General features: G+C 36.6%; 21 protein-coding genes. 5 read left to right on the top strand and 16 right to left on the bottom strand.

The features are described 5' to 3' along the window. Positions 1 to 6: 6 nt before the first annotated feature. The 7 genes from BW936_RS06880 to BW936_RS20110 all read right to left on the bottom strand — a co-directional run bounded on the left by BW936_RS06880 (position 7) and on the right by BW936_RS20110 (position 4525). Positions 7 to 654, bottom strand: a complete 648-nt coding sequence (locus tag BW936_RS06880) for a DsbA family oxidoreductase (RefSeq protein ID WP_076547596.1) — start codon at positions 652 to 654, stop codon at positions 7 to 9. 54 nt (positions 655 to 708) lie between these two features. After that, the gene (locus tag BW936_RS06875; protein WP_076547982.1) at positions 709 to 1377 is read right to left on the bottom strand and encodes a hypothetical protein; all 669 of its coding nucleotides are present in this window, start codon (positions 1375 to 1377) and stop codon (positions 709 to 711) included. Between the two features lie 67 nt (positions 1378 to 1444). Beyond that, a complete protein-coding gene (locus BW936_RS06870; protein WP_076547594.1) occupies positions 1445 to 1759 on the bottom strand; it encodes an EthD family reductase in 315 nt (104 codons plus the stop codon). A gap of 71 nt (positions 1760 to 1830) precedes the next feature. After that, positions 1831 to 2823 (bottom strand): type I glyceraldehyde-3-phosphate dehydrogenase, encoded by a 993-nt coding sequence (gap, locus tag BW936_RS06865; protein ID WP_076547591.1) that lies wholly within the window; start codon positions 2821 to 2823, stop codon positions 1831 to 1833. A 217-nt stretch (positions 2824 to 3040) separates the two neighbouring features. Next, positions 3041 to 3589, bottom strand: coding sequence for a carboxymuconolactone decarboxylase family protein (locus BW936_RS06860; RefSeq protein ID WP_076547589.1), 549 nt, complete (start codon positions 3587 to 3589; stop codon positions 3041 to 3043). A gap of 75 nt (positions 3590 to 3664) precedes the next feature. Continuing rightward, complete coding sequence (locus BW936_RS06855; protein WP_076547587.1) at positions 3665 to 4228, bottom strand: TetR/AcrR family transcriptional regulator; 564 nt, start codon at positions 4226 to 4228, stop codon at positions 3665 to 3667. 90 nt (positions 4229 to 4318) lie between these two features. Next, complete coding sequence (locus tag BW936_RS20110; RefSeq protein ID WP_076547585.1) at positions 4319 to 4525, bottom strand: hypothetical protein; 207 nt, start codon at positions 4523 to 4525, stop codon at positions 4319 to 4321. 610 nt (positions 4526 to 5135) lie between these two features. Between BW936_RS20110 and BW936_RS06845 the strand changes: the two genes are divergently transcribed. Further along, entirely contained in the window at positions 5136 to 5441 is a 306-nt protein-coding gene (locus tag BW936_RS06845) for a hypothetical protein (protein ID WP_076547583.1), read from the top strand. A 143-nt stretch (positions 5442 to 5584) separates the two neighbouring features. Continuing rightward, positions 5585 to 6334, top strand: a complete 750-nt coding sequence (gene ppgK / locus BW936_RS06840; RefSeq protein ID WP_076547580.1) for a polyphosphate--glucose phosphotransferase — start codon at positions 5585 to 5587, stop codon at positions 6332 to 6334. A 74-nt stretch (positions 6335 to 6408) separates the two neighbouring features. Here the strand turns inward: ppgK and BW936_RS06835 are convergent, their stop codons facing one another. From BW936_RS06835 to BW936_RS06805, 7 genes are all read right to left on the bottom strand, one after another. After that, a complete protein-coding gene (locus tag BW936_RS06835) occupies positions 6409 to 7308 on the bottom strand; it encodes a DUF6503 family protein (RefSeq protein WP_076547579.1) in 900 nt (299 codons plus the stop codon). Between the two features lie 34 nt (positions 7309 to 7342). Continuing rightward, the gene (locus BW936_RS06830; RefSeq protein ID WP_076547578.1) at positions 7343 to 8131 is read right to left on the bottom strand and encodes an SDR family NAD(P)-dependent oxidoreductase; all 789 of its coding nucleotides are present in this window, start codon (positions 8129 to 8131) and stop codon (positions 7343 to 7345) included. 384 nt (positions 8132 to 8515) lie between these two features. Next, positions 8516 to 10318 carry a translational GTPase TypA gene (gene typA, locus BW936_RS06825; RefSeq protein ID WP_076547576.1) on the bottom strand — a complete coding sequence of 601 codons (1803 nt, stop codon included), beginning with the start codon at positions 10316 to 10318 and terminating at the stop codon, positions 8516 to 8518. 104 nt (positions 10319 to 10422) lie between these two features. Beyond that, complete coding sequence (locus tag BW936_RS06820; RefSeq protein ID WP_076547573.1) at positions 10423 to 10611, bottom strand: hypothetical protein; 189 nt, start codon at positions 10609 to 10611, stop codon at positions 10423 to 10425. Between the two features lie 114 nt (positions 10612 to 10725). Continuing rightward, positions 10726 to 10971 carry a hypothetical protein gene (locus BW936_RS06815; RefSeq protein WP_076547571.1) on the bottom strand — a complete coding sequence of 82 codons (246 nt, stop codon included), beginning with the start codon at positions 10969 to 10971 and terminating at the stop codon, positions 10726 to 10728. Between the two features lie 49 nt (positions 10972 to 11020). Further along, entirely contained in the window at positions 11021 to 11605 is a 585-nt protein-coding gene (locus tag BW936_RS06810; protein WP_076547569.1) for a hypothetical protein, read from the bottom strand. Between the two features lie 89 nt (positions 11606 to 11694). Continuing rightward, complete coding sequence (locus tag BW936_RS06805) at positions 11695 to 12261, bottom strand: hypothetical protein (RefSeq protein ID WP_076547568.1); 567 nt, start codon at positions 12259 to 12261, stop codon at positions 11695 to 11697. Between the two features lie 83 nt (positions 12262 to 12344). On the opposite strand from BW936_RS06805, the gene kdsA reads away from it, so the two are divergent. After that, entirely contained in the window at positions 12345 to 13163 is an 819-nt protein-coding gene (gene kdsA, locus BW936_RS06800) for a 3-deoxy-8-phosphooctulonate synthase (protein ID WP_076547566.1), read from the top strand. Here the strand turns inward: kdsA and BW936_RS06795 are convergent. Beyond that, on the bottom strand, positions 13160 to 13540 hold the full coding sequence (locus BW936_RS06795) for a DUF1801 domain-containing protein (protein ID WP_076547562.1): 381 nt from the start codon (positions 13538 to 13540) through the stop codon (positions 13160 to 13162). The two genes, kdsA and BW936_RS06795, sit on opposite strands and share 4 nt — an antisense overlap. Positions 13541 to 13626: 86 nt before the next feature. On the opposite strand from BW936_RS06795, the gene BW936_RS06790 reads away from it, so the two are divergent. After that, positions 13627 to 14541, top strand: coding sequence for a phospholipase A (locus BW936_RS06790; RefSeq protein WP_076547560.1), 915 nt, complete (start codon positions 13627 to 13629; stop codon positions 14539 to 14541). A gap of 5 nt (positions 14542 to 14546) precedes the next feature. Here BW936_RS06790 and BW936_RS06785 read toward each other — a convergent pair whose 3' ends face one another. Continuing rightward, a complete protein-coding gene (locus tag BW936_RS06785) occupies positions 14547 to 15539 on the bottom strand; it encodes a helix-turn-helix domain-containing protein (RefSeq protein WP_076547558.1) in 993 nt (330 codons plus the stop codon). Positions 15540 to 15619: 80 nt separating this feature from the next. Between BW936_RS06785 and BW936_RS06780 the strand changes: the two genes are divergently transcribed. Next, positions 15620 to 17953, top strand: coding sequence for a TonB-dependent receptor (locus tag BW936_RS06780; protein ID WP_076547556.1), 2334 nt, complete (start codon positions 15620 to 15622; stop codon positions 17951 to 17953). The last annotated feature ends 81 nt before the right edge of the window (positions 17954 to 18034 follow it).

Below are 18034 nucleotides of genomic sequence, written 5' to 3'. Positions count from 1 at the left end.
TATATGTTATTTCTCCGCAATGAGTTCTCCAAGTATTTGTTTAAAAGTATCAACAGGCTGTGCTCCGGTAACCGCACTTTTCATGTTAAATACAATAGTAGGTACAGAATTGACCCCCATATTTTTCCACTCGCCTTGTTTGTTTCTTACGTTAAAACGTGCTTCTTCATTTTCTAACCTAGCCAAAGCTTCGTCTGCATTTAACCCTACAGCTAGTAAAGCTTCTTTTAATATATCTCTGTCAGATACATCTTTTCGCTCACCAAAAAACGAATTCATCAATCGTAATTTCAGTTCGGTCTGCTTGTCAAATTCTTTAGCATATTCTAATAATACATGTGCATCGAATGTATTAGCCATACGCATTTCATCAAAATAATCGAATGTAAAACCAAGCTCCTCGCCTATCTCGGTCATGTTCTGTTGAGACGCTTGTTGTTGCTCTAGGGTAGAACCATATTTCTCTGAAATATGCTCGGTTATATTTTGTCCTTCCGGCGGCATACCAGGGTTCAGTTCAAACGGTTGCCATTCGATCTCCACTTGATCTTGAATCCCAAGTTCCGTAATTGCTTTCTCCAAACGTTTGTACCCTATAGCACACCACGGGCATACTACATCAGATACGATATCTATTTTTATGTTTTTACTCATAGTTATTTTCTTAACGGTCCATATGTTTTTGTCACTACTAAATTCCCGCTACTATTATTTACTAATAGCAATAGTATTTAGATAGTTCTCTTCTCTTGTTAAATCTTCACTATTTCTTTCTTCGGATGACATGTTCAACACCATGGAATTCACGATCCTATTTTTATTAAGATCCTGCTCCACAATAACCGCCTTATGATATACGCCTAAGGTTTCTGCCGGCAGCGTAGGGGAACTGTTATTCATGATCACAATGTGATATGCTTCTTTATCAAAGGCCTTTAATTTCGTTGTAAATGGCTCCAAAAGTGATTCGTTCCCTTTAAATACCGGAGTGAAATTGGTTATATACTCTTTTGACCCCCTATCATTTTCTTTTGCAAATGCATGATAATCCGCAATATGCAATTCACTCTCTATTACGCTAGGCTCGTAACCTAGTAGAAGAAAAGATTGATGTGCTGCATTATCTACATGAAAAGGAGTATTTACCTGCTGATCAAAACGTACCAACCAATGGTAACTTAATTTTTTACCAAAGTTAGTTTCGCTCAATTTTGACAGTTCCCTTTTTAGCTCCGTTAGTATAGTTCTAAATTCTAACGGTGTTCTATTCTTTCCTAAATTAAAATAATGAAAACCAGGTTTATCCGTATGTGTTCTAAAAACCGCACGGAAACACTGTTGTGCCAATTTATCAATAGATACATCTGTATGTTCCATATGCATTATTTCAACTGCTAATTAACACCAATTACCAGGAATCTAATTATACTGATTTACAATTGGTTTAGAAGGATACCAAGTCGCTAATCTGAATTTGACCCTGTACATTGGTATAATTCTTTACATCATCTGCAAAAGTTGCCGCATGTGGTCCAAAGGCTGCTTGAAAAGAAGCCACATCGTCAAACTTTAAATGAGCAATGGCTATGTATGGCGCAGCCTCACCTGGCGCTCTACCGCCAACACCCAAATCCAATTCCAATTCTTTCAATGCACTGCCCACTAGTTTTTGAACCATTGGCAAGTGTGTGTTTTTATAATACTCTGCATCGAACTTTACACCTTCGCTGTTCGGGTACATTACGGATACTTTAATCATTTTATACGTTTTTTAAGTTGATGAAAAAAGATAACTATTCTTATAAATCAAGATTAACTACCTCATTTAATTTAGTTTTCTGCTAAAATTTGACGGATCATTTGATTGGTGAATCCCCATTCATTATCATACCAGGTCATCACTTTTAACAAATCTCCATCTACCACTCTGGTCATACCCAAATCAACAGTAGATGCATGCGGATTCTTTACAATATCCGATGAAACCAAAGGCTGATCTGTAGTGTCCAAAATATTTTTATACCTTTCCGTTGCCGCTTCTTCCTTAAATATTGCATTAATTTCTTCGGGAGTTACTTCGCGTTCTGTAACAAAAGTTAAATCTGACATTGATCCTACCGGAATTGGTACACGTAGCGCAACACCATCAAACTTACCGGCAAATTCTGGTAACGCTTTGGTCGTTGCAATTGCCGCACCTGTTGATGTAGGAACAATATTGGCCGCACCTGCACGACCCATTCTCATATTCTTTGGAGAAGGCGCATCTACAATGCCTTGAGATGCGGTATAGGCGTGTACCGTGGTCATAATCGCTTTTTTAATTCCTACCCTACGCCCCAATACTTCTACCACGGGACTAATATTATTGGTAGTACAACTGGCACAGGAGAAAATATTGGTTTCTCCGGCATCGGTATTTACACCATGTACTACCGTTGGTATATCTTCACTCTTTGTTGGAGCGGATATAATTACCGATTTGGCACCTGCCTTAATATGTTTTTTGGCATCTTCACTCTTGGTAAAGAAACCGGTACTTTCAACAACTACATCAATTTTGTGTGCTGCCCAAGGTAAATCTTCAGGGTTGCGCTGCGAGTTGTATTGAATTTTTTTTCCGTCTATAATCAAGTTTCCTTCATCATGAGAAACTTCTTTTTCATAAATACCATAAACCGAATCATACTTTAATAAATAAGCTATATTTTCAATAGATACAATATCATTTACCGCTACTAAGTCTAACTCTGGAGTATCCAAAATTACTTTTAAAGAAGCGCGACCTATGCGCCCCATTCCATTTATTGCTATTTTTTTCATTTCTTAGATTTTAAGTGTTTTAGTTCAAGAGTCCTTAATTGAATACTGCATTTGGTTCGAAGCTGTCATTAAGGATAGTCTACTACAACATACTAATTACAATTTATTTAGCCCATTAATTTGTATTAGGGTTTTGTTAATTATAAGCCTTCTGCCCAAAAGCAGGAGGCTTATCACACTCAACCCAAGGTTTCAACGGGGGAACCGGGAATCCAACTTATTTAGACCATTCAAATTTTTTGAAAGCGTCATCTACCGGAGTATTTGCAATATGGTTTGTATAGTTACTAATTACCTTCTGGGATAATCCTAAAATAATATCCAATACTTGTGCTTCACCATAACCAGCGGCATAAAAGGAATCTAAATCTTCTTGACTTACGTTACCCCGGTTACGAACCATACTCAAAGTAAACGTACGTAGTGCTTCTAGTTTTGCATCTGCCAAAGGCGTCTCATTACGCAAAGCCTCAGTAATATTGTCATCAATCTTCATCATTTTAGCAATACCTGTATGTGCCGGCACACAGTAATGACATGCATGCTCTACGTTTATTGTTTGCCAAACCACTGTCAACTCCTCTTCGTTAAATGAAGATTGAGTAAATAATTCATGTAAGGTTTGGTATGCTTGTAGAATTTGTGGAGATGATGCTAAAACACCGTGAAGCCCCGGAATCATTCCATAAGCTTTGTTAGAATTTTCTAATAATGCTTTGCTATCCTCTGGTGCAGATGCAATGTCGTGTATTTTTAAAGTTGTCATAATAGTTGTCTTTTTAGTAATTATTATAGTTATGTTAAAACTAAGCAACTGCTTAGTTATTGATTAAAAAAAATGTTATAAGTGTAAAAACGTAATTTTAATAATGGCTTTTAATTGCTCTTCATTAAATACTTTAGAAGAAATAGACAAGCCTAACAGCGCGTTCATTAAATAGTCTGCCTGAGCTTCTATTGCTTGTACATCCCTTTGGTCGTCTTGTTTTAGATTCCTTACAAACAATGCCCTAATAGTTAAAGAAAAACGTTTTAATGCCGCCATGATAACAGGATTAGTATCTTCTTTTATTTCATTCACCGTATTGGTTACCAGGCATCCCTTAAAAATTGCGCCCTCTCTGGAGAAGTCCAAAAAATCAAGAAAATATTCTTTAATACCCTGTACCCCATTATTAGATTTTTCTAAGGTATTGGTGATGGATTTAATTTGAGCATTATACAGTTTAATACTTTCTAAAAACACCCCCTCTTTATTCTTAAAACTGGCATAGATAGAGAATTGGTTGATACCCATTTCCTTTTCCAACATACGAACCGATGTACTTTCATAGCCATTGCGCCAGAACAGGCGCATGGCCTTTTCTATGACTTCAGTTTCGTTATATTGTTTTTTACGTGCCATGAACTCTAATTACATTACAAAACTAAGCAAGTGCTTTGATATGTAAAAATATTTAACTTTGATTTAATACTTTCCGCACACCAAACAATCTTAGGTTAAATCACTCATCTGCAACACTGTAGTATAATAAGTAGGTGATATCATCAAGTGCTGGAAAATACCAGCTCCCCTTGCTCCATCTACTTGAAAACTTCTAATCTTCAAATCTGCACGGAATGCTAATGCCGAGGTATCATAGGCTTCGTCCATTAAATTATCTCTATCGTATTCTGCCATGTTTTCTCTTTCTGTAAGCATTTCCTCATACGCCTAACCACGAAAAGTTAAGATTCAGTTAAAGGAGGGAGAATTATGATAGACCCACTTTGCATTAGGCACTACGGCTATAATTCTATTTACCATATGCGCTATTTGTTCCATATTTGGCGTAGGTGTCACAATCCAAATCAAATCCGCACCATTTTTAAACTGGTAATACCATCTTATACCACCCTAACTATATTGGTACTGTTTTTAAATTAATATAATCCGTTTGGCAAGCTAATTGGGCATACCAATTTACCGTCCCTTTTTAGAAATTCTTCAGCTACTGTAGAAAAATTACAGACCAAGTTTAAGTCTTGATCTTAGAGCTTATCCGATTTTTTATTACAACACACCTTAGCTTACCACCCTCACAACTATTCAATAGCCATCATATACTTTAATGGAGAAATATTTTATTAGCACAAAATAAAAGCAGCCAACTGACCTACAGTTATTTATAATTAAAGAAAACTATCATAATAAAATGATAAAATTAATCGTTATTCAACAAATTAGATTTCATTTGTATCAACTTTTCAAGCCATAAAAAGTTTGAAAGCCGGACAAAAAAAAATCGTTAAAAACTTAAACAGAAAAAAAAATGAAATCACTTTTTATTGTATTGTTCGTAGCCGTTTCTTCTATTACTTCTTTTGGGCAAGAAACCAGTACCATGAATGGTACTTACGAGGGTTATATTGACGGCGCTTATGTATTTTCTGATGATGAAGGTTACAACACGGAATTTACGAAGGTAACCAAGGAAGTAAGTGAAAAATATGATTTAACCAGTGAAAAGTTTGTTGGCAGTCAGTTCACTATTACTTTTACGGTAGATTCTGAATTAGATGAAGATGATGAAGAAATTCAAGTAAGTACGATTACAGATTTACTTATGCCAGAATAGTAAAAAGACACAAAGGACCTAAAAAAGGTCCTTTTTTTATGCCTTGAGTTTAGCAATTGTATTCAACAAAACGGTCTGCGGGCAATCTCACTTCAAAGAGCCGAATCTTTTTCGTTTCTTTGTAATTCATAACAAAATATAAAATGACTTTACTTGGTATTGATGTAGGTGGCTCTGGAATTAAAGGAGCGTTAGTTAATTCTGAAACCGGAGAAATGATTTCTGAACGTTTTCGAATACCCACTCCCATACCAAGAACACCAGAAGCAATGACCGATGTTATTGCTAAAATTGTGGATCACTTTGACTACAAGGGCAAAGTGGGCTGTGGCTTTCCTACTATAATTAAGAACGGAGTCTGTAAAGCCACGGGCAATCTTGATAAAAGCTGGTTAGGTGTTAATGTAGAGCAATTATTGGAAAAGAAAACCGGACTCGATTTTACCGTTATTAACGATGCAGATGCTGCTGGTTATGCTACTATGAATTATGGAATTGGTAAAGGAAAAAAAGGGCTTGTAGTCATGATTACCATAGGGACCGGTTTAGGTAGCGGTGCATTTTTAGATGGCAGATTAATTCCTAATTTTGAACTAGGCCAAATTCCGTATAAAGGATATTCTAAAATTGAAAAGTGGACAGCCGGGTCTGCAAAAGATCGTGAAGGACTATCATACAAGAAGTGGGGCAAAAGATTCAACACATTTTTAGAATATGTTGAACTGATCGTTTCTCCAGATTTAATTATTCTTGGCGGTGGTGCTTCAAAAGATTTTGATGAGTTTAAATCGAAAATTAAAATCGACACCAAGGTAATACCCGCAAAACTTCAAAATCATGCTGGTATTATAGGCGCAGCCGTTGCAGCACAATACAAAAAAAGTAAGCCGTAAAGCATTGTCATAAATCATAAAAAAAATCCCAAAGAGAACTTTGGGATTTTTTTATGGTGCCTAACAGACATCAATTAGTTTAAAATTTGAGCACCCTCTGGAGCATTGAAAAAGCCTTTTGGTAACTCTAAATTAAAAGATACATTGGTGAAATCAATTTTGGTAATGTATTCTCCCGGCTGGTTGTCTTTCTCCGTCCAGTAGGTTTTAAATCCGCCTGGCATGGTAATACCATCTACCACTTGCTCTCCAATAAATTCGGTGAATTTTTCTGGAGCATGACCTCCATCCTTAAAATATTCAGGATACGAAACAATGTATCTCATTACTGCTATTTTGCTAGTTTCCTTATTCACATACAGAATATAATAATCATCTGGCGCATCACCGGTACCGGCATCAAAAGTAACTTTAACAACAGCATACTCTTTCTCTTTAAAAGTGGTAGGTTTTAACAGTTCCAGATTGACTCCTTCCCCACTCAACACAAACGGATGACCAACAAACCACAATGGTGTTAACGCCCAGAATTTAGTGTCATAGGCAAAGGCTGTACTGTCTTTAGCCTTCATCCAAGCTTGTTCACCTGTCCAACCAAATTTGGCAGTACTATCAGTTGCACTTGTATGTACAGACCTATTTTTCCACGTGTCTACAGTTTGGTAACTATCCCTTGCCGTTTTACCATTTAAAGGTTGATAGTTGAAACGAAAAGTAATGGGTCCGTTTGCAAACCAAGTATCCAAACCTCCATGAGCTTCCATCGCCTTCCAAATAATCTTTCCTGCTACAGAAGTATGCAATCTTTCTTTCGCTTTTTCTACTCGTGAATTCACCCAAGAATCTGGATAAGAGATGACATTGGTTTCAGCAACTACATCTTCAGTAGCCATATTAATTGATTTTGGAGTTTCTTTACACGATATAATAACTGCAAATACTGATAAAAGTGAAAGTTTGTAAAATAATTTCATAGCTGTTTTCCGTTTGTTGATTTCCCAGTTAAGACTATACGGCCTTATGATCCAAACTGGCCGTTTTCCTTTCCTCATAATTCTGGGCCACCTTCTTGTCCAATTCTTCTGGTGCCTCAAAATTCAACGTATTTTCAATCAGTCGTTCTTCTCCTCCAAAAATAACTTGAATCTCTTTATTAAATAACCCTTCTAAAGATCGCTCAGCGACATACTCAGGCGCATCCATTTTTCTTCCTTTAAATTTTTGCATCATTTCAGTATCGGTAGCTGTTGGAAAAGCACAGGTAACGGATACACTAAAAGGCGCTAATTCTCGTCTCATAGAATCTGAAAACTGACGAATAGCCGCCTTAGTACTACCATAGACCGCATAGAAAGGCATCCCAATTAAACCTAACCCTGATGAAATATTTAAAATGTAAGCTTCTTCAGAGAATTTTAAAAGAGGAATACAATATTTAGTCAACAACATTACCGCCGTTAAATTTACCGCAACTTGATCGTATAAATCTTCATCTTGTATATCTTCTAAAGGACCGGCAGCAACGATACCTGCATTATTGATCAATATATCTAGATGACCCCACTTATCTTCTATGCGCGCCGCAGCATCACGTAAAACTTGAATATTTGCAATATCTCCCGCAATTCTGATAAAGTTGACCTCTGGGTATTCTAATGAAAGATCTTTGAGATTTTTTTTATCACGAGCAATTACCGCTATATGGCTTACACCATGTGTAATTAGGTACTGAACCATACATTTTCCAATACCACGGGTACCTCCGGTAATGAGTACATTTTTTCCTTTTAGTTGCATAATAGTATTCGTTTGAGTTGATTTTAAATTCTACTTTAAATTAGATAAAATTCAGCCTAGAAACGAAGAAAACTATTAGATGAATACATTATTAAGGAAGTGCGAATATCTATCTTAAAATTTTGCGTTTTTCTTAGTAAACACTCCTTAATTTCAACTAAAACAACCCAATAATGTGCAATTGCGTTAGTTAAAAATTTGGCAGAAATTGTGTTTCATTAAAAAAGCCACCTTAATAAGGTGGCTTTAACATTTTAAAGCAGAGATCCTTGTGGCAGACCTGTAAAATATTGAATTGAAAACATAATTAATATTTCCACACAAGCGTCTAAGCATTTATATCTCCATTATCGAGTACAAATGTGCCTAAAAAGGAATTACTACTTATGCTATTTTATTACGCTTACGGTCATTCTCCGTTAAGTAGATTTTACGCAGACGCAAATGCTTTGGAGTAACCTCAACATACTCATCTTTCTGAATATACTCTAATGCCTCTTCTAATGAAAACTTGATTGCAGGAACAATCTTAGCTTTATCATCTGCACCAGAAGAACGTACGTTAGATAATTTTTTGGTTTTAGTAATGTTCACCGTCATGTCGTCTCCACGAGAGTTCTCACCAATAACCTGACCTTCGTAGATATCTTCGCCCGGATCAACAAAGAACTTACCTCTATCTTGTAACTTATCAATAGAATAAGGAATTGCCTTACCTGTTTCCATAGAAACCAAAGAACCATTTTGTCTTTGTGGAATATCTCCTTTCATAGGTTGGTATTCCAAGAAACGGTGTGCCATAATAGCCTCACCAGCCGTAGCAGTCAACAATTGGTTACGAAGACCTATAATACCTCTAGAAGGAATTATAAACTCACAAATCATACGTTCACCTTTAGCCTCCATACTGGTCATTTCACCCTTACGCATAGAAACCATTTCAACAGCTTTACCTGAGACAGTTTCTGGTAAATCTATAGTTAAAGCTTCAACCGGCTCACATTTTACACCATCGATCTCTTTGATGATTACTTGTGGCTGACCAATTTGCAATTCGTATCCTTCACGACGCATAGTTTCTATTAAAACCGAAAGGTGTAATACACCACGACCAAATACTAAAAACTTATCTGCACTATCTGTTTCGTTTACACGTAACGCCAAGTTCTTTTCCAATTCTTTCTGAAGTCTGTCATTGATATGACGAGAGGTAACGAACTTACCATCTTTACCAAAGAACGGACTATCGTTGATCGTAAACAACATGCTCATAGTAGGCTCATCAATTGCAATGGTCTTCAATGCTTCAGGATTTTCAAAATCAGCAACCGTATCACCAATTTCAAAACCTTCAACACCAACTAGTGCACAGATATCTCCCGTTTCAACTTCTTGTACTTTCTTACGGCCAAGACCTTCAAAAACGTACAATTCTTTGATTTTTGATTTTACGATAGAACCATCGCGTTTAACCAAAGAAATTTGTTGATTTTCTTTTAAGGAACCTCTTTGTAATCTACCTATAGCAATTCTACCGGTAAATGAAGAGAAATCTAAAGATGTAATCAACATTTGAGTGTTCCCTTCTTTTGGTTCAAAAGTAGGAATATGCTCAATAACCATATCTAATAATGGCTCAATGTTCTCTGTTTCGTTTTTCCAATCTTCGCTCATCCAGTTGTTCTTTGCAGAACCGTATACTGTAGGGAAGTCTAACTGCCATTCTTCAGCACCTAGCTCAAACATTAAATCGAAAACTTTTTCATGTACTTCTTCTGGAGTACAGTTTTCCTTATCAACTTTATTGATTACCAAGCAAGGTTTTAAACCAAGATCGATCGCTTTTTGAAGTACAAAACGTGTTTGTGGCATAGGTCCCTCAAAAGCATCTACCAATAGCAACACACCATCTGCCATGTTCAATACACGTTCAACTTCACCACCAAAATCGGCGTGACCAGGGGTATCTATAATATTTATCTTAGTATCCTTATATATAACGGAAACGTTCTTGGAAGTAATGGTAATACCACGTTCTCTTTCCAGATCGTTATTATCCAAAATTAAATCACCTGTATTCTCATTCTCACGAAATAAGCTACAGTGGTACATTATTTTGTCTACCAAGGTGGTTTTACCGTGGTCAACGTGCGCAATAATCGCAATATTCTTTGTAGTAGTGGACATAAATGGTCTTATTTAAGCGTGCAAAGATACTTTAAATAACAATAGCGACACTTAAAGTTATGTTATTTTTATCTTATTGATATTGAGAGAGTTCCGTGATAAAATCACCGCTTTTTTCTACCATTGACCACCCAACCTAGTCTAGCACCTATTAAAATGCCCATATCTGTACTGAACTCATTTACAAAAACACCTGGCCCAAAAGCCAAGCTAAAATAGAATCCCTTCTTGTAAGTACGCTGTAAACCATATACTAACGCAGCGTTATAATAGTAATCTGATGCGTAATCCAAATCACCAATAATGGGGGTTCTAAATTGAAATTGATTTAAAAAACTGAAGTAGTTACCAGTGTTGCCTGTAATGTTCTTTCCCTTTTTATGTCTTCTATCAAAATTATTATAATATCAAAAATCTGCTGCAAAACCTAGATACAATCCAAATTCGGTTTCTACATTAGAAGTTCCTCTTAGTGCAAAACCTATAATAGCCTCTGCGTTTATAGCAGTTCTCTCGCCTACTCCCACCTCATAAGAAACGCCAGGCAACAACGCATTGACCTTAAAGAGTCCGTCTTCTACTAATTTCCCAGATTGTGCCGTTATATTGAAAACAGATAAAAGAATAACGGATAGAAAAATTATTTTTTTCATGATGTAGTTTGGTTTGATTATTCTGAAATACAACAAACATCAGACCATGTTAATCAAAAGTAGGTTTGGTAGATTTTCTTTTTGTAGCTACCCATCCAAAATTTAAATTTATCAGAAAGCCATGACCACTATCTAGAGTTTTGGAGTCAAAATAGCCATACCCTACTTCGGCATTAATACTGAATCCCTTTCTATTGGTACGTTGTAAACCGTATACTGCGCCATAAAACGCAAAAGCATAATCTGTATTTCCGTCATTGATATTATCGGTAAATTGAACCGGTTCCCAGAAAACACTACGCGCAGGACCAATATAGTTTGCAGAGTTGCCAACCACATTCTTATTACTATCTAATCGTTCCTGAAAATTATGGTAATATCTAATTCTGGTATGCCAGGCATAGCCCAATGCAAAGCCTTCTTGGTATCTTGCAAAAGCTGGTGTAAAACTAGTTGATGCACTAAGATTTTTAAAAAGCCCCAGTTCATATCTAATACCCGGCCCCAGTAAGTTGATGGTAAATTGATGCCGCTCTAGATTAACAAGTCCGTTGCCTTTTTCCGAGAAATTCCTAATTTGGGTATGTGCTGCCGTTACCGATAAAAATAGAAGAATCAGTGTAATTTTTTTCATGTAGTTAGATTGATGTTACAACTAAAACTACATGATTAAAGAAAGGTAAGCACTTGATTTATAGAAATATTAAGAAAATTAATACATTATTAACGACCTATGCACCATCTTTTTTCACTAATGATAAAACCAATACTTAAATTGGCCACCGGATAAATTCCGCCTTCAAATTGCCCGTCATAATACGCCGCACCAATATCTACCGAAAAGTTAAAACCAGAATCATAACTGCGCTGAATGCCTGTCACCAAACCGGCATAACCAAAAGCACCTTCTACATTCTCATTGGCAATAGTTCGTGAACCCGGAAAGAAGACAGCCACCGCAGGTGCTACATAATTTGCAGAGTTACCATAGATCTGTTTTCTTTTACGCTGACGTTTTTCAAAATTATAGTAGTAACGATATTGACCGGCAACAGCAGGAAACACTCCAAATTCACTATACACATTTGGCAGAAGAGGATCTAAAGCTACTTGAATTCCCGCTTTAATATCTAAAGTGGTATTGGTACCTAGTGCCATTTCATATTCCACCCCAGGATTTATAAGATTGATTTTCACCTGTCTCAGTTCACAATTTTTACCAAATTGGGCATGCGCATTGCAAGCAAATAATAAGAGCCATAAAATAATTAAAGAGGAATTGATTTTCATTTCGATTTGGGGTTTCGATAATCGTGTTCTAATAGAACAGTAAGCTTCTTAAAATAGTATCTTTGTTTAAAAATATTCGACGAATGAACTTATCTCTTATACCTCAAATAAAACATACGGACAGTACTAATTTTTTTCTTCTTTCCGGACCCTGTGCCATTGAAGGTGAAGACATGGCTATGCGCATTGCAGAACATATCATTACCCTAACTGACGAGCTTAAAATCCCTTATGTATTTAAAGGAAGTTTTAAAAAAGCAAACCGTAGTAGGTTAGATTCATTTACGGGTATTGGAGATGAAAAAGCATTGAAGATTTTACGTAAAGTTTCAGAAACCTTTAAGGTACCAACAGTTACCGATATACATACAGAACAAGATGCCACCATGGCTGCTGAGTATGTAGATGTTCTTCAAATACCTGCATTTTTAGCCCGCCAAACAGATTTAATAGTTGCGGCCGCTGAAACGGGAAAAACGGTCAATATTAAAAAAGGACAGTTTATGAGTCCTGAAAGTATGAAGCATGCCGTAAATAAAGTTAGCGAAACAGGAAACGAGCAAGCGATCATAACCGATCGTGGAACCATGTTCGGTTACCAAGATATGATCGTAGATTTTAGAGGCGTACCTACCATGAAGCAATTTGCGCCCGTGGTTTTAGATGTAACACATTCTTTACAACAACCAAACCAGACTTCTGGCGTAACGGGTGGTAGACCGGCTTTAATTGGTACTATGGCACGTGCAGGTGTTGCTGCAGGTGTCGACGGACTCTTCATTGAAACACATTTTGATTGTGCCAATGCAAAGAGTGACGGTGCCAATATGTTGGATCTAGGATTGATGAAAAAGCTATTGACAGATCTAGTGGCGTTGAGAGCTGTTGTTAATGAGTTTTAATTTAAGTCATTTTGCTTATAAAACCCATTTTTACGAACAGCAAAAGCATCCTGTAAAACATCTACCAGAATATCGTTATCAATATCTTCAAGGGTACTATAACGTAATGAACGTACTACTTTTCTGTTTTCAGAAATTAGTACGTTCAAATGTTTTGTAAGATGAGCAGAGTTCCAAAAAGCGATATCTACAAACTGCTTTTTGTGCGATGCATTCAAATAACAAATAGGAGATTTTCCCATATAAAAGCAGGGAATATTCCATTTAAATTTCAGTTCAACCTCTGGCAAAGTGGTTTCGATCATCATCTGTAAATGCATTAAAATTCCTCTGTACGGTTCCGGTTGATTAAAAATGTAATCCTCTGCTGGCTTCATAACTATTTTAATTGCATTAATATATCACGCAAATACGTTTATAAATTCTTATCAAAGATATAATTTTGTCTTTTCAAGATTCAACTATGCCATTAAAAACAATAAGCTTACTATTTGCGCTATCCATTATTACCATTACAACCTCTTTCTCTCAAAATAATGGTGATGATGATGATGATGATAATTGGTACTTCAACAACAGTAAGAGCTTGACCCAATTGTGGGAGTTAGACGATGAACACCACCGTGGCACGTTTATACTTTCCTCATATAAACCAATTTACATCACAGCTGCTAAATACTCTACAAATCCAAATGAATACCCCGTTGCTGAAAATTCAGATAAAGTTCTAGACGAACCTAATAGCCTAAATGCTGTAGAAGCAAAATTTCAGGTCAGCTTAAAAACCAAGATCTTTCATAATATGTTCAATGGTCACATGGATCTTTGGATGGGCTATTCGCAGACGGCCTATTGGCAAATTTATAACACGGAGCGATCAAGACCTTTTCGTGAATTAAATTACAAGCCAGAAATTATAGCCAATTTTCCAATTAAATTTCCAATTTTTGGATTTGATGCAAAAATGGTAGGTATTTCTATTATTCATGAATCTAACGGACAGTCTGACCCTATTTCTAGAAGTTGGAACCGCATTGCCCTTCATGCCGGTTTTGAGCGTGGCAATTGGCAGGTAATGCTAAAACCATGGTTACGTTTAGGAAGTAAAATTGACGATAACGAGAATATTTCTGATTATATAGGGCGTGGTGAAGCCGATGTTACCTATGATTTAGGCAGACAACGATTTAGGGCTATTGCGCGGCATTCCCTAAATTTAGGGGATAAAAGTAGAGGGAGTTTACAATTGAACTGGTCCTTTCCTATTTACAAAAACTTCAATGGCCTAGTACAATTTTTTGACGGATATGGAGAAACCTTAATTGACTATAACCACCGCCAAACTACATTGGGTATTGGCGTCTCTTTGATCAACTAGTATATTCAAAGTAATGAAACACTGGTTTTGAACTTTTTAGGTGTAGTCCCTTCTTGGCGTTTGAACGCGGCAGAGAAATGAGTGGCATTCTTATAACCGATCAGCTCAGCAATTTCGTAAATGGGCATATCTGTATTTAACAACAGGTACTTTGCTTTTTCTATTTTTTTATTGATGCTATATTCATGAACGGTAAGGCCAAATATCCTCAAAAACTCCCTATTCAATACCGTTTTGTTCATACCAACCTCTTTAGCCAGATCCGCCACGGAATAATTAACTCCTAAATTTTCATTAATTCGCTTCTGAATACACAGTAGTTTTTTTATACTATGTTTGTTTTGGAGCGTATTTTTATGATGCTCATTTTTGTAGTTAGATACTTGAATTGCCAACATTTCAAAAACCTTCGCCTTTAAAAAAATAAGTCTTGCTGTTCCTTCATAGTTTAATTTTTCAAACGATTCTAAAATTGCCATCATTTCATTGGTAATGGGCATTACCAAATTATCATCTACAAGCCCCTTTAACTTAAGACCATTGATGAAACCGTGTTTGGACAAAAATGCAGCAGACAGTCTCACCTTAATTTCTTTGTAGGTTTTATTTCCGGTAATCTTAGATGTACCATGAAACGATTTAATATTCGCCATATAAGAATCACCGTTGGCAAGAAAAATATCCTCACAATTGGCAACAGATACTACACGTTCCCCTTCTATCAAAAAGGCAAGTTGTACAAAATCTACCATTAGTTTTTGTTTTAAGACCACATCCGCCTTCAGCCTTAAAAATAATGTTGTTATGATGACATCTTCAAACTCAATTTCATCTATAGTGCCTTGGCCATAACGTTCCTTTATACGATACACCTTGTGTTCTAGGACATCGTCTTTATCTACCTTAATACAATCTGCAATTTCACTATACAATTTTTCTTTTGACCCAGATAAGTCAACCCTCTGCGTATCTGTAAAACTGCGTCTTTTTTTTACCATTTCACGTCATTTCTTATCCAAGACAAGGTCCTAAATTTGCATCAAACTTATTTAGACTAATTAAAAATAACAAATATTTCATGAAGAATCTTTACTCCGCACTACTCTTACTACTATGCTCAGCTTTCACGTATGCGCAGTCTGGTGGCGTGTCCGGCCTGGTTATTGACCAAAATAATAATCCGTTATCAAATGTAAACATTACCATTTCCCATACCAGTTTAGGCACCACAACCAATGCTAAAGGTAAATTTGAAATCACAAATCTTGCCACAGGAACATACACCCTAACATTCTCCATTATGGGTCATGACACCAAACAAATTAAAGCAATCGTAGCGGCAAATGAAGTAACTGTTCTACACACAATTTCGTTACCAGAAAAAAGTGAACAATTGAACGAAGTAGTCGTTAAAGGGCATCATAATAAATATGCCGTTAAAACACCCTCTTCTTCATTGCGCCTTAAAACAGAAGTAGCCAAACTTCCACAAAACATACAAATTATAAGTAGCGAGCTACTCCAAGACCAACAAGCAACCAGCATTATGGATGGCGTCATTAGAAACGTATCTGGTGTTACAATGCTAAACCACTGGGGCAACTTTGCTAGGGTACATATGAGAGGTTTTAGATTGCCCGCCTTTAGAAATGGTTTTAACGTGCAAGATTCATGGGGACCATTATCTGAAGATATGGCATTTGTAGACCAAATAGAATTTGTAAAAGGACCAGCAGGCTTTATGATGTCTGCCGGTGAACCTGGCGGGTTCTACAATGTGGTAACCAAAAAACCAACTGAGAAAACCATACGTCAAGTATCTTTGATAGCGGGTAGTTTTGACAATTACCGTGCAACATTAGATCTTGGTGGCAAAGCGACCGAAAATGGAAAATTATTATACCGTTTTAACGCTATGTACCAAACATCTGATAGCCATAGAGGAAATGAAGACGCTGAGCGCTATGGTTTTGCTCCCGCCCTTACCTATAAACTGTCTCAGAAAACATCTATAACCACAGAATTGAACGTTCAACAAGCAGAAAGCTATATGGGTGCTGCTTATGTTTTTGCACCTAAAGGTGATGAATTTGGTAGTTTGGACAGAGACTTTAAATTTACCGACACCAATTACCCTGCATCAGACATACAGGAGGTTACTTTTCTATCTACCATTAAACATGATTTCAATAATGATTGGAGCTGGGAAACTAAATTTGCTTCCATTCGTTATAATCAAGAAGGAAACTCTAGTTGGATAGGGTCTATAGAAGAGAATGGCGATGCCGTTAGAATGGTCACAAATTGGGATGCTTTATCCGTTGGGAAATATGTACAAAGTTATATTTCGGGAGCATTAAAAACTGGTAGTATCAATCACAAATTACTGGGTGGATTTGATTATAGCCAAAAGGAGTATAGGGCAGATTTTGGGCAGCGTGGACTAATAGACATTGAACAGCCCTTTAATATTTACAATCCCGTATACGGTAACACTGAATTCCCCGTATTCAACAAGTCTGTTCCTGTTCAATATAGAGATGACAATTATATTTACGGTAATATCAACCGCTCCTTATACCTACAAGATGAAATTGGTTTTTTCAATGACAGGGCCCGCTTAACACTTGCAGGGAGATACACTCACCTGTTCACAAGAGGTAAAGACGAAACAGATTCAAAGATTACCCCGCGTATTGGTCTTAGTGTAGATATACTACCCACCTTAACCGCATACGGACTATACGATCGTTCATTCATTGGGCAGAGTGGTGTTAGTTTCACCGGAGAAGCTTTTGATCCTGTAGACGCAAATGATATAGAAGGAGGTTTAAAAAAGAGCTTTTTCAATGGCAGATTAAGAACATCTTTAGGTGCCTACCAAATTACCAAACAAAACGTGTTGGTTTCCGATCCTGAGAACCCCAATTTCTCTGTACAATTGGGAGAAATACAATCTAAAGGTATAGAGTTCGATGTACAAGGCGAAATTACTCCAGAATTAAATGTTATTCTGAACTACGCCAATACCCATGTTGAAATTACAGAGGATACCGATCCAGAAAATATTGGTCAACGCATATCTGGGCATGCAAAGCACGTTACCAATGGTTGGTTAAATTACAAATTCGCTGACGACTCTAAATTACAAGGCTTTGGTGGTTCATTAGGTTATCAATATCAAATAGACCGTTCTACTTGGTCATTGGGAGCGGACAACAATTCTTTTTTGCCAGACTATTTTAGGTTAGATAGTGCCTTGTCTTGGAGTAATAATAAGTTGAGAATACAATTAAATGTCAATAACCTTTTAGACAAATATCTATATTCTGGCTCTATTAGCAAAGCATACATATACTGGCAATCTGAGCCAGGCATCAATGGTAGGGTAACAGTAACCTATAATTTCTAAGAGTATTATAAACAATTTTTGTTGAGTTAGTTCCAATGGGTTATCCCTCAGTTTTACTGAGGGTGTAACCTTAAAATAAAA

Origin of the sequence: Maribacter ulvicola, assembly GCF_900155985.1 — a bacterium.
GTDB lineage: Bacteria > Bacteroidota > Bacteroidia > Flavobacteriales > Flavobacteriaceae > Maribacter > Maribacter ulvicola.
This window is presented reverse-complemented; position numbering and strand designations above follow the sequence as displayed.

What these genes read in the sequence shown, in the direction of transcription:
- BW936_RS06880 (WP_076547596.1), bottom strand. Translation starts at nt 654, where the DNA reads ATGAGTAAAAACATAAAAATAGATATCGTATCTGATGTAGTATGCCCG.
- BW936_RS06875 (WP_076547982.1), bottom strand. Translation starts at nt 1,377, where the DNA reads ATGGAACATACAGATGTATCTATTGATAAATTGGCACAACAGTGTTTC.
- BW936_RS06870 (WP_076547594.1), bottom strand. Translation starts at nt 1,759, where the DNA reads ATGATTAAAGTATCCGTAATGTACCCGAACAGCGAAGGTGTAAAGTTC.
- gap (WP_076547591.1), bottom strand. Translation starts at nt 2,823, where the DNA reads ATGAAAAAAATAGCAATAAATGGAATGGGGCGCATAGGTCGCGCTTCT.
- BW936_RS06860 (WP_076547589.1), bottom strand. Translation starts at nt 3,589, where the DNA reads ATGACAACTTTAAAAATACACGACATTGCATCTGCACCAGAGGATAGC.
- BW936_RS06855 (WP_076547587.1), bottom strand. Translation starts at nt 4,228, where the DNA reads ATGGCACGTAAAAAACAATATAACGAAACTGAAGTCATAGAAAAGGCC.
- BW936_RS20110 (WP_076547585.1), bottom strand. Translation starts at nt 4,525, where the DNA reads ATGCTTACAGAAAGAGAAAACATGGCAGAATACGATAGAGATAATTTA.
- BW936_RS06845 (WP_076547583.1), top strand. Translation starts at nt 5,136, where the DNA reads ATGAAATCACTTTTTATTGTATTGTTCGTAGCCGTTTCTTCTATTACT.
- ppgK (WP_076547580.1), top strand. Translation starts at nt 5,585, where the DNA reads ATGACTTTACTTGGTATTGATGTAGGTGGCTCTGGAATTAAAGGAGCG.
- BW936_RS06835 (WP_076547579.1), bottom strand. Translation starts at nt 7,308, where the DNA reads ATGAAATTATTTTACAAACTTTCACTTTTATCAGTATTTGCAGTTATT.
- BW936_RS06830 (WP_076547578.1), bottom strand. Translation starts at nt 8,131, where the DNA reads ATGCAACTAAAAGGAAAAAATGTACTCATTACCGGAGGTACCCGTGGT.
- typA (WP_076547576.1), bottom strand. Translation starts at nt 10,318, where the DNA reads ATGTCCACTACTACAAAGAATATTGCGATTATTGCGCACGTTGACCAC.
- BW936_RS06815 (WP_076547571.1), bottom strand. Translation starts at nt 10,971, where the DNA reads ATGAAAAAAATAATTTTTCTATCCGTTATTCTTTTATCTGTTTTCAAT.
- BW936_RS06810 (WP_076547569.1), bottom strand. Translation starts at nt 11,605, where the DNA reads ATGAAAAAAATTACACTGATTCTTCTATTTTTATCGGTAACGGCAGCA.
- BW936_RS06805 (WP_076547568.1), bottom strand. Translation starts at nt 12,261, where the DNA reads ATGAAAATCAATTCCTCTTTAATTATTTTATGGCTCTTATTATTTGCT.
- kdsA (WP_076547566.1), top strand. Translation starts at nt 12,345, where the DNA reads ATGAACTTATCTCTTATACCTCAAATAAAACATACGGACAGTACTAAT.
- BW936_RS06795 (WP_076547562.1), bottom strand. Translation starts at nt 13,540, where the DNA reads ATGAAGCCAGCAGAGGATTACATTTTTAATCAACCGGAACCGTACAGA.
- BW936_RS06790 (WP_076547560.1), top strand. Translation starts at nt 13,627, where the DNA reads ATGCCATTAAAAACAATAAGCTTACTATTTGCGCTATCCATTATTACC.
- BW936_RS06785 (WP_076547558.1), bottom strand. Translation starts at nt 15,539, where the DNA reads ATGGTAAAAAAAAGACGCAGTTTTACAGATACGCAGAGGGTTGACTTA.
- BW936_RS06780 (WP_076547556.1), top strand. Translation starts at nt 15,620, where the DNA reads ATGAAGAATCTTTACTCCGCACTACTCTTACTACTATGCTCAGCTTTC.